Annotated in this window: 13 protein-coding genes; 10 read left to right on the forward strand and 3 right to left on the reverse strand. The window is 30.8% G+C overall.

The window, feature by feature from the left end; genetic code table 11:
- From ACW9UN_RS15520 to ACW9UN_RS15545, 6 genes are all read left to right on the forward strand, one after another.
- Nucleotides 1–895, forward strand: an 895-nt coding sequence (locus tag ACW9UN_RS15520; RefSeq protein ID WP_459487273.1) for a PhoH family protein, incomplete at its 5' end; no start/stop codon positions are given.
- Nucleotides 892–1,512: a hypothetical protein gene (locus ACW9UN_RS15525; RefSeq protein WP_459487274.1), complete on the forward strand. Its 621-nt coding sequence runs from the start codon at nucleotides 892–894 to the stop codon at nucleotides 1,510–1,512. The genes ACW9UN_RS15520 and ACW9UN_RS15525, both read left to right, overlap by 4 nt.
- A 43-nt stretch (nucleotides 1,513–1,555) precedes the next feature.
- Nucleotides 1,556–2,506, forward strand: coding sequence for a phosphoribosylaminoimidazolesuccinocarboxamide synthase (locus ACW9UN_RS15530; RefSeq protein WP_459487275.1), 951 nt, complete (start codon nucleotides 1,556–1,558; stop codon nucleotides 2,504–2,506).
- A gap of 55 nt (nucleotides 2,507–2,561) precedes the next feature.
- Nucleotides 2,562–3,749: an enoyl-ACP reductase FabV gene (gene fabV, locus ACW9UN_RS15535; RefSeq protein ID WP_459487276.1), complete on the forward strand. Its 1,188-nt coding sequence runs from the start codon at nucleotides 2,562–2,564 to the stop codon at nucleotides 3,747–3,749.
- A gap of 87 nt (nucleotides 3,750–3,836) precedes the next feature.
- Entirely contained in the window at nucleotides 3,837–4,316 is a 480-nt protein-coding gene (locus ACW9UN_RS15540; protein ID WP_459487277.1) for a hypothetical protein, read from the forward strand.
- Nucleotides 4,313–4,681 carry a glyoxalase gene (locus ACW9UN_RS15545; RefSeq protein ID WP_459487278.1) on the forward strand — a complete coding sequence of 123 codons (369 nt, stop codon included), beginning with the start codon at nucleotides 4,313–4,315 and terminating at the stop codon, nucleotides 4,679–4,681. The genes ACW9UN_RS15540 and ACW9UN_RS15545 overlap by 4 nt, the downstream gene beginning before the upstream one ends.
- Nucleotides 4,682–4,866: 185 nt before the next feature.
- Here the strand turns inward: ACW9UN_RS15545 and ACW9UN_RS15550 are convergent, their stop codons facing one another.
- From ACW9UN_RS15550 to ACW9UN_RS15560, 3 genes are all read right to left on the reverse strand, one after another.
- Nucleotides 4,867–5,415, reverse strand: coding sequence for a fasciclin domain-containing protein (locus ACW9UN_RS15550; RefSeq protein WP_459487279.1), 549 nt, complete (start codon nucleotides 5,413–5,415; stop codon nucleotides 4,867–4,869).
- A gap of 151 nt (nucleotides 5,416–5,566) precedes the next feature.
- A complete protein-coding gene (locus ACW9UN_RS15555) occupies nucleotides 5,567–6,358 on the reverse strand; it encodes a TerC family protein (RefSeq protein ID WP_459487280.1) in 792 nt (263 codons plus the stop codon).
- Nucleotides 6,359–6,426: 68 nt separating this feature from the next.
- Nucleotides 6,427–7,191, reverse strand: a complete 765-nt coding sequence (locus ACW9UN_RS15560; RefSeq protein ID WP_459487281.1) for a sulfite exporter TauE/SafE family protein — start codon at nucleotides 7,189–7,191, stop codon at nucleotides 6,427–6,429.
- Between the two features lie 114 nt (nucleotides 7,192–7,305).
- Here ACW9UN_RS15560 and ACW9UN_RS15565 point away from each other — a divergent pair, with 114 nt between their 5' ends.
- From ACW9UN_RS15565 to ACW9UN_RS15580, 4 genes are all read left to right on the forward strand, one after another.
- On the forward strand, nucleotides 7,306–7,725 hold the full coding sequence (locus ACW9UN_RS15565) for an IS1/IS1595 family N-terminal zinc-binding domain-containing protein (RefSeq protein ID WP_459487283.1): 420 nt from the start codon (nucleotides 7,306–7,308) through the stop codon (nucleotides 7,723–7,725).
- 102 nt (nucleotides 7,726–7,827) lie between these two features.
- Nucleotides 7,828–9,039 (forward strand): hypothetical protein, encoded by a 1,212-nt coding sequence (locus tag ACW9UN_RS15570; protein WP_459487284.1) that lies wholly within the window; start codon nucleotides 7,828–7,830, stop codon nucleotides 9,037–9,039.
- Between the two features lie 10 nt (nucleotides 9,040–9,049).
- Nucleotides 9,050–9,310 (forward strand): DUF4212 domain-containing protein, encoded by a 261-nt coding sequence (locus ACW9UN_RS15575; RefSeq protein ID WP_459487285.1) that lies wholly within the window; start codon nucleotides 9,050–9,052, stop codon nucleotides 9,308–9,310.
- Between the two features lie 30 nt (nucleotides 9,311–9,340).
- A complete protein-coding gene (locus ACW9UN_RS15580; protein WP_459487287.1) occupies nucleotides 9,341–11,107 on the forward strand; it encodes a sodium:solute symporter family protein in 1,767 nt (588 codons plus the stop codon).
- Nucleotides 11,108–11,135 lie beyond the last annotated feature (28 nt).

Below are 11,135 nucleotides of genomic sequence, written 5' to 3' on the forward strand. Positions count from 1 at the left end.
AAATAGTACTGTTGCACAGCTCAAAAGGTACTTTCCAAAAATTAAAATTGTAGCACGTGGTACTAAATTAAAAATTTACGGAGAGCCAGAAATTTTAAACGAATTTGAAAAACGTTTTGATCGATTAGTTAAATATTTTAATCGCTATAATAAGTTAGACGAAAATAGTATCGAACGTATTTTAACCTCTAATGGACAAGAAGAAAAAACAACTTCTGCTAAAAATGCTAAAGACATTTTAGTACATGGGGTAAATGGTAGGTTGATAAAACCCCAAACCGAAAACCAGCGCAAAATGGTATCGTTAATGCAAAAAAACGATATGCTATTTGCTGTTGGACCTGCAGGAACTGGTAAAACTTACACAGCTGTAGCTTTAGCTGTAAAAGCTTTAAAAGAAAAGGAGGTAAGAAGAATAATTTTAACAAGACCGGCTGTAGAATCTGGAGAAAATTTAGGTTTTTTACCTGGCGATTTAAAAGAAAAATTAGACCCTTACATGCAACCATTGTATGATGCTTTGCGAGATATGATTCCGCACGAAAAATTGGCATCACATATAGAAAAAGGAGTCATTCAAATAGCACCATTGGCTTTTATGAGAGGTAGAACTTTAGACAATGCATTTGTAATTTTAGATGAAGCTCAGAACACTACTCATAATCAAATGAAAATGTTTTTAACAAGAATGGGTAAAAGTGCAAAGTTTATTATCACAGGCGATCCTGGCCAAATCGATTTGCCCAGAAAACAAGTATCTGGTTTAAAAGAATCTTTACTGGCTTTAAAAAGTATTGAAGGTATTGCACAAGTATATTTAGATGATAAAGATGTAGTAAGACACAGATTGGTTAAGAAAATAATTACAGCCTATAAAAGTATAGAAACTGAATGATTAAGATAGAAAAAGAGAAATTAGGCTTACAAGACTACTTTTACATTGGGTACTTATATCTAATTATTTTAGGTATTGTAAGCGATGCCATTTTTTATGGAATTTTTGGGGTATCCTATTTAAACTATACCACAATTTTAGATGCTTTAATTTCTCCTATCAGTTTGTTAACCAATAATTGGAAAATATCGCTCTTTTTAGGTTTTATGTTTTGGTTGATGTATTTATATTTTACCAAATGGATGTTTCGTTTTTACGCTTATTTAAGAGAAAAAAAGTGGTACAGAAAAATGTACAACATAGAAAAATGGGATAAAAAATACGCGTTACTAAAAGAGAAGAAAAATATTATTCCTGGTATGATGTTTATTTTCTTTTTATTATTTATTTCTATGAGAACAGGCATGGGAATAGGAATGAAACATAAATATACCAATAAAGAAATTATACCTAATTATACCTTAATTTTTAAAGACAACACTAAATTAGATGTTCGTAAAATAGGACAAAATTCTGCTTATTTTTTCTATTTTATTCCTGGTGAAAAAGTAATTACAGCAACACCAATTACCGATAATTTAAAGCAAATAAAAGTACTTGAAAAGGAAACGAAATAATATTCTATAGCTTATTTTTGCATCTTTAATAACAATCAATTTAATGAATACGATTAACGAAACCAATTTTAATTTTCCAAAACAAAAGTCTGTATACAAAGGTAAAGTAAGAGAAGTTTACAATATCAATGACGAACTTTTAGTGATGATTGCTACTGATAGACTATCTGCTTTCGATGTAATTTTACCACGTCAAATCCCTTTTAAAGGTCAGATTTTGAACCAGATTGCAACCAAAATGATGAATGATACTGCAGATATTGTACCTAATTGGTTAATTGCAAATCCAGATGAAAATGTAGCTATTGGTCATTTGTGCGAACCTTTCAAGGTAGAAATGGTGATTAGACGATATCTTTCTGGTCATGCAGCTCGTGAGTATAAAGCAGGAAAACGTGTTTTATGTGGAGTAAAAATGGCAGAAGGTTTAAAAGAAAATGATCAATTTCCAGAACCTTTAATTACACCATCAACCAAAGCAGATAATGGCGAACATGATGAAGACATTTCTAGAGAAGACATTTTAGCAAAAGGAATTGTTTCTGAAGAAGATTACATCATTTTAGAAAATTATACAAGAGCTTTATTTAAAAGAGGTACAGAAATCGCAGCCAAAAGAGGCTTAATTTTGGTAGATACTAAATACGAATTTGGTAAAACAAAAGAGGGTAAAATTGTGTTGATTGATGAAATTCATACTCCAGATTCTTCTCGTTATTTTTATGCTGATGGTTACCAAGAAAGACAAGATAATAACGAAGCTCAAAAACAATTATCGAAAGAATTTGTTCGTCAATGGTTGATAGAAAATGGTTTTCAAGGAAAAGAAAATCAGCAAATACCAGAAATGTCTGATGAAAAAATCATCGAAATTTCGAACAGATATATAGAATTGTACGAACAAATTACTGGAGAATCTTTTGTAAAAGCAGCTACAGAAAATGTATTAGAAAGAATTGAAGAGAATGTAAATTCTTTTTTAAAAAGCAACTAACTTTCATAGACCTTTCAGGTTTAAAAAACCTGAAAGATCTTTATAAATTAAAAAAATGATTATAGAACCAAGAACAAGAGGATTTATTTGTTTAACATCACATCCAACTGGTTGTGAGCAAAACGTAATCAATCAAATAGAATATGTAAAATCCAAAGGCAAAATTGAAGGTGCTAAAAAAGTGTTAGTTATTGGTGCATCAACAGGTTTTGGATTAGCATCTAGAATTACAAGTGCATTTGGTTCAGATGCAGCAACCATAGGTGTTTTCTTTGATAAACCAGCTACAGAAGGCAGACCAGGTTCTCCTGGATATTACAACACTGCTGCTTTTGAAAAACATGCTCACAAAGCAGGTTTGTATGCAAAAAGCATTAACGGAGATGCCTTTTCTAATGAGATAAAAGAGCAAGTTGTAAATCTAATAAAAGAAGATTTAGATCAGGTAGATTTAGTAATTTACAGTTTAGCATCACCAGTTAGAAAACATCCTGAAACAGGAAAAAGATATAAATCCGTTTTAAAACCAATTGGCGAAGTTTTTACCAATAAAACTGTAGATTTTCATACAGGTAATGTATCAGAAATATCGATAAATCCTGCAGAAGGTGATGATGAAGAAAACACAATTACTGTTATGGGTGGTGAAGATTGGAAAATGTGGATGGATGCTTTACAAGCAGAAAACCTACTTTCTGAAGGCGCAACAACTGTGGCTTACTCTTATATTGGCCCAGAAGTTACAAAACCAGTGTATAGAAATGGAACCATTGGTGCTGCTAAAGATCATCTAGAAAAAACAGCTTTTGAAATTGCTGATGATTTAAAATCGATTAACGGAAATGCTTATGTTTCTGTAAATAAAGCTTTGGTAACTCAAGCTAGTTCTGCAATTCCTGTAATTCCTTTATACATTTCTTTATTGTTTAAGGTGATGAAAGAAAAAGGAATTCACGAAGGTTGTATAGAACAAATACAACGTTTGTACAGTGAACGTTTATTTGGTGGTGATTTAGCTTTAGATGATAAAGGTAGAATAAGAATTGATGATTGGGAAATGCGCGAAGATGTACAAGCAGAAATTGCTGAACTTTGGCAAAAAGCTACTACCCAAAATTTATCAGAAATTGGAGATTTAGAAGGCTACAGTAATGAATTTTTTAACCTATTTGGTTTTAAAGTTGATGGTGTAGATTATAATGCTGATGTTAATGAGGTTGTAAAAATACCTAGCGAACAATAAAATATTTTCCTGCAAGGTTTTTAAAACCTTGTAGGTATTTCCTTTTTTCATCTTAAACTTATTATCATAAGTTAAATAAAATTTTAATTGAAAGCAGTAACCATTAAACAACTTAAAGACGAATTATCTCATAAATCTGCTGATGAGTTAAAAGAGTTGTGTTTGCATTTATCAAGATTTAAAAAAGAAAATAAAGAGTTGTTAACTTATTTATTATTCGAATCTCATAATGAAGAAGGTTATATTCAATCTATTAAATATCAAATGGATGAGCAGTTTTCTGATATAAATACCAAAAGTTATTTTTACATCAGAAAAAGTGTGCGTAAAATTTTATCGCTTACCAAAAAGTTTATCAGTTATTCTAAAAAGAAAGAAACAGAAACTGAATTGCTTTTGTATTTCTGCAAAAAATTAAAAGAAATGAAGCCTTCTATAAATAGAAGTCAGCGTTTGCAAAATGTGTTTGATGCTCAAGTAAGAATGATAAAAAAAGCGATTGAAAAATTACACGAAGATTTGCAATACGATTATCAATTGGAATTAGATGAATTGTTAGATAGATGAAAAAAGAAAGACCAATTTTACAGGATTTAGTAAATGAAAGTACAACAGAAACAGAAGTTTTTCAAAACTCAGTTTTAAGACCAATTATTAAAATGCAACACCCTTTGTTAATTGCATTTTTTAATACGTATTTAATAAAAAGAAAAGTTGATTTTACAAAGTTATCAGAACAAAAGAAAAGAGCAAAAATAAAATCGGTTTTAGAAAAAGATTTACAATTTAAAAATCAAATTTTAGGTACTGTATTAGGTCATTTTTCTTTGGATGAATACAAAATATATCAAAACAATTCCTCCGAATTTAATAGAAGAATTAAACAAATCATCATCAAAAGACTGCAAGATTCTATAGATGAACTAGAATAAAAAAACCGCTACGACCAAGTAGCGGTTTCAATCAATCAACCAAAAACTTCTATGTTGTAATTAGGTATGCCTACCTAATGTTTAGAAGTAACTATTATTACAAAGATAAGGTTTATTTTGTTTAATTAAATGTTAAAAAAGATAAACGTTATTGAGTGGGTTTTATTTGTGATATAATTAAGATCTTACTTAGGCATTACCACTGTATCTATAGCATGAATTACTCCATTTGAAGCAGGTACATCAGTAATTACAATAGTAGACATATTGCCTTTAACATCTTTTAGAACTACTTTTCCGTCTTTTAAAGAAGCAGTTAAAGTTGCACCTTGTACAGTTTTTATATCAAATTTTCCATTATTGGCTTTAATTGCAGCTAAAACATCTTTAGCTTTAAACTCACCTGCAACTACATGATACGTTAAAATGGCGGTTAATAGTTTTTTGTTCTCTGGCTTTAGTAAGCTATCTACAGTACCTTTAGGTAATTTTCCGAACGCATCATTTACAGGTGCAAAAACGGTAAAAGGCCCATCGCTGTTTAAAGTTTCTACTAAACCTGCTGCTTTTACTGCAGCCACTAAAGTCGTAAAGTTTTCGTTTGCCACAGCAACACCCACAATTGTTTTTTCTTCCTTGTTGTTATTTTTCTTCTTTGGGTCTGTGTTGGCAAAAGTAGGTAATGAAACCATTATTGCTAATACAGTAGTGGTAAATAATTTTTTAAAATTCATAATTTATGTTTTAAGTTTATACAAATTTAGGTTAGTAAAATTCATTTTTGTTTAATTATATGTTAAATTAATTAAACAAAAAATTAAAGTTTACTTAAATAAAAAAAAACGCTTAAAAGCGTTTTTTTATTTAGAAATTCATGATAAAAATTTATCTACCACCTATAAGTTTTCTTTGATATCTACTTTGTACAATATCAGTAACAATTAAAATAGCAATCACAAAATAGAATGTTGTTTTACTCATGGGTACAATCTCTTCGCCAAATATTTTTATATGTGCCAAATGCCCACCTTCTGTAACCAACATAATGCCTACTATAAATAAAATAAAAAGACCCAATACTTCGTACATCCTATTTTTGGCTAAAAAAACAGATACTTTATCAGCTAAAAATAACATTAACAATCCACTAATAATAATGGCAACTGCCATAATAATAAATGCGGTGGTTGAATTACTAATTTCGCTAGTTAATCCAATTGCAGCTAAAATAGAGTCGAATGAAAAAACCAAATTCATAATTACAATACTAACAATTACAGCATTTGTAGATTTCTTACTTTTAGTGTTTACCATTTCAGAATCCTCTAAATTTGGTGTAGCAATCATGTGCCAAATTTCTTTAATAGCTGTATAGATAATAAATCCACCACCTAAAAGAACAATAATACTATGTCCATTAAAAGCAAACTTTACAACATCGTCTATACCACCTGTTAATAAAGAAAAAGGTTCTTGAAAATAATCTATGATTGATACCAATAAAAATAACAGTACAATTCTTAAAATAATAGCAATTAAAATACCTGTTTTACGCACCTTTTGCTGGTTGTTTACAGGCGCTTTTTTAGATTCTAAAGAAATGTATAATAAATTATCAAAGCCCAAAACAGCTTGTAGCATTACAAGCATTAATAGTGTAAAAATGTTTTCTAACATAGTGATTTTCGGTTAAGGCTCAAATATATTTGTATTACAATACATAAGCAACTTATAATTATCTATTTTTAAAATAAATATTTTGTTAGAATTCTAATACTTACAAAAGCAATTAGAATAGCGGTTGTTTTTTTTAATTGAATAGGAGAAAAGTACCGATTACTTAATCTGTTTCCTATTTGTCCACCAATAAAAACAGTAATTAATAATAACGAAGTTAAGTTCCAATCTATAATAAAATCAGGATTAGAAACTTGGCCTAATAAACCAGCAATAGAATTTACAAAAATAAAAATACTTGCTGTTGCTGCAATTTTTTTTGGTGTATTCCATTGAATTACATGTAAAAAAGGAGCTAAAAAAATACCTCCACCTATGCCTACCATTCCAGAAATAAATCCAATTATGCCGCCAATAGCTCCGTTTTTTAACTGATTCTGATGCGTATTTTTGATATCAGAAGAAATAATTTTTTTCGAAATCCACATAGTGATTGAAGCAAATAAGAGGGTAAATCCTAATAAAATAAAAAAGAATTGTTGACTTATTTTTAGATACCCACCAACATAAGACAAAGGAATACTCAAAACAATCAAAGGAAATATTTTTTTCCATGCTATTGTTTTTTGTTGATGATATAGAAAGATGTTGCTAGTTACCACAAGGATATTACACAAAAGCGCTGTTGCTCTAATTTGTGTAAATATAATTCCACTTAATGCCAAAATAGCTAAATAGCTAGAGCCACCCCCAAAACCAACTGAAGAGTATAAAACTGAAACCAATAAAAAGAGCAGAATTACAAACCAAAACTCTTGAAAAAGCAATACCATTTTGTCATTTTAAGATACCCGAAAATAAGTTATAATTCATAATTATTTGATTTTAAAAAAGATAATTTCTGAATTTATTTGCTAAATAAATATATATGTGCTAAATTTATATACATGAAAACTAAATCCTGCCCAAATTGTTCTTCCGAAGAATATGTAAAGAGTGGTATTGTAAACAATCGCCAACGCTATAAATGTAAATCTTGTAACTATTATTTTACTGTAAATAAGCTCGGTAAAAAAATTGATGATTACTTTGTAAACAAAGCATTACAACTGTATTTAGAAGGATTAAGTTATCGTGAAATAGAACGTATTTTAGGGATTTCACATGTAAGTATTTTGAACTGGGTAAAACGTTATGGAATTAAAAGGCCGCAGAACAAAAATTATCATCCAACTTATAAAATTTTAAATGCAAAAGAGTTGGGTATTTACTTTCAGAATGCAGAGAATTTAAAAGGAGCAGGTGTTGTGGTAACTGAACTTGGTGATAAGTTTATGTTGATTAAATGGGAACGTTTTAAAGATTAGGTATATAAAATTAACATATATATATATTAATTTTTTTTTAACATAAGTTTTTGTAGAAATTCGTTGAGTGCACAAATCAACTTTTTAATCAATCAATAACTTATGAAACAAAAACTTTTATTTTTTTTAGGACTTTTCCTTTTCATAAATTTAACCTTTTCCCAGGGTTCTACAGAGTACACAGGTGGTTACAAAGTTAAGTTTAATGATGATGGTTCTAAATATTTAAGAATCATTGCTTGGGGTCAGTTTTGGGCACAATACAATAATAATGTTCCTGCAACTACAGAGCAACTTAGCCTAAGCGTTAGAAGAGCAAGAATCCTAACATTTACACAGTTAAACAAGAATTTCTTAATACTAACCCATTTTGGTTTAAATAGTTTAAACGGAAATAATACGTCTCCTATTGGTGCTGGAGAGCGTTCTCAACTATTTTTCCATGGTTTTTGGGGAGAGTGGAAAATAACAAACAGCCTCAGTGCAGGTGCTGGTTTACATTACTGGAATGGAATTTCTAGATTAAACAATCAAAGCACACTAAATATGTTAACCCTTGATAATAACAGACAATCTTGGGCAACTATTGGCCTGTCAGATCAATTTGCAAGGCATGTAGGGGTTTATGCAAAAGGTAAATTGGGGCGTTTGCAATATAGACTTGCTTTAAACGAGGCAGGTTCAAGTACTTTAGATACAAGAGACCCTGTAGCTTTAGCAACAACAGTTTATGGTGGTAGAAGAATATTAGGTTCTAGAGATGCTGGTAAAGTAATTCAAGCTTATTTCGATTATAACTTCCTAGATAAAGAATCTAATCTTTTACCTTATAAGGTAGGTACATATTTAGGAAGCAAGCAAGTATTTAATGTTGGAGTAGGTTTTTTTAACCATAAAAATGGTGTTGTAAAGGCCAATGGTCAAGGATCAGATGTAAATATTTTTGCTGTTGATGCTTTTTATGATACGCCAACAGGTAGTAAAAATGCTGCAATTACTGCATATGCCGTTTACCAAGATAATGACTACGGACCAGATTATAATTTTAGTGCGTATTCAACAGGTAACATGATTTACACGCATGTAGGATACTTGATTTCTGGAGATATATCTAAAACAAGATTTCAACCTTACCTATCCTATCAAAATAGAACTATAGATGCCATTAATGATAATGCATCAAGATTAGGTATTGGAGCCAATGTGCTATTAACAGGGCATCACTCTAAACTTACCTTCGAGTATGCAAATTCTAAAATAGGGTCTGCATCAAGTAATGGTGTATTAACCATACAAGCAATGATTTATTTATAAACCAACAATTATGTCAACAAGCAACAACGCAAAAAAGTACTGGAAAGAGAACCTCAAGTATCTGCTAATTTTATTAGTAGTTTGGTTTCTAGTTTCCTATGGATGTGGAATTTTATTTCGCGAAGAACTGAATCAATTTAGATTAGGTGGGTTTAAACTAGGTTTCTGGTTTGCACAACAAGGGTCAATTTATGTATTTGTAATTCTAATATTCGTTTACGTCAGATTGATGAATAAACTAGATAAAAAATATGGTTATGATGAAGAATAACCCAATTAATCAACTAAAAAATTAAATATTATGAGTGTTCAAATATGGACTTGGATTTTAGTAGGAATTACCTTTGCATTATATTTTGGAATTGCAATTTGGGCAAGAGCAGGTTCTACCAAAGAATTTTATGTAGCTGGTGGTGGTGTTTCACCTTTAGCAAATGGTATGGCTACAGCAGCAGACTGGATGAGTGCAGCATCATTTATATCAATGGCAGGTATTATTTCTTTTGCAGGATATGATGGTTCTGTATATTTAATGGGATGGACTGGAGGTTACGTGCTTTTAGCGTTATTATTAGCCCCTTATCTTAGAAAATTCGGAAAATTTACTGTACCCGATTTTATTGGTGATCGTTATTACTCTAATAGCGCAAGAACTGTAGCTGTTATTTGTGCTTTAATTGTATCATTTACTTATGTTGCTGGTCAAATGCGTGGCGTAGGTATTGTGTTCTCTCAATTTCTTCAAGTAGAAATTATTTGGGGAGTGGTAATTGGTATGTGTATTGTTTTGGTTTTTGCTTTTTTAGGTGGTATGAAAGGAATAACGTATACACAAGTAGCGCAATATTGTGTGTTAATTTTCGCATTTATGGTTCCTGCTTTTTTCATTTCTTTTCAGATGACAGGAGATATTATTCCACAAATAGGAATGGGAGGTACTGTGGATGATGGAACGTATCTTTTAGATAAATTAGATGCCTTACATACGCAGTTAGGATTTAAAGAATATACAACAGGATCAAAATCTACTTGGGATGTTTTTGCAATAACGTTAGCTTTAATGGTGGGTACAGCAGGTTTACCACACGTAATTGTACGTTTTTTTACAGTACCTAAAGTAAAAGATGCACGTAAATCTGCAGGGTATGCCTTGTTTTTAATTGCAATTTTATACACTACAGCTCCTGCAATTTCAGTGTTTTCTAGAACTAATTTAATAGAAACTGTAAGCGAAACTAAATATTCAGAAATTCCAGAATGGTTTAAAAATTGGGAAAATACAGGTTTAATTGCTTGGACAGACAAAAATGGAGATGGAAAAATACAATATATAGCAGGTAACGCAATTAATGGTAAAAAACCAGTGTATAAGGATGTTAGAGGAACTTATGGTGAGCGTTTAGTAGCCAATGCAAGTACAGCTAAAAACGAGTTGTATGTAGATAGAGATATTATGGTATTAGCAAATCCAGAAATTGCAGGCTTACCAAATTGGGTAATTGCATTAGTTGCAGCTGGTGGTTTAGCAGCAGCATTATCAACAGCAGCAGGTTTATTACTGGTAATTTCAACTTCAATTTCTCACGATTTAATAAAAAAACAAATTAAGCCAGATATTTCAGATAAATCTGAATTAATGTGGGCTAGAGGTTCAATTTTTGTTGCAATTTTAATTGCAGGTTATTTTGGAATCAATCCGCCAGGCTTTGTAGCAGCCACAGTTGCACTAGCTTTTGGTTTGGCAGCAGCTTCTTTCTTTCCGGCTATTATTCTTGGAATTTTTGATAAAAGAATGAACAAAGAAGGAGCCATTTCAGGTATGGTTGTCGGTATTTTATTAATGTTGTTTTATATGATGAAATACAAACTAGATATGTTTGGTGGTGGTACTCAAGATGATTGGTGGTTTGGAACTTCACCAGAAGGTTTTGGTACAGTAGCTATGATTGTAAACGTAGTAATATCTTTAGTAGTTTCTAGATTAACTTCAGAACCTCCAACAGATGTGCAAGAAATTGTAGAAAATATTAGAATTCCATCTGGTGCAGGAGAAGCATCTGCACACTAATATAAATTAAAGAGGCTATCTGAAAAGT

The sequence above is a fragment of the Polaribacter litoreus genome, assembly GCF_054584775.1.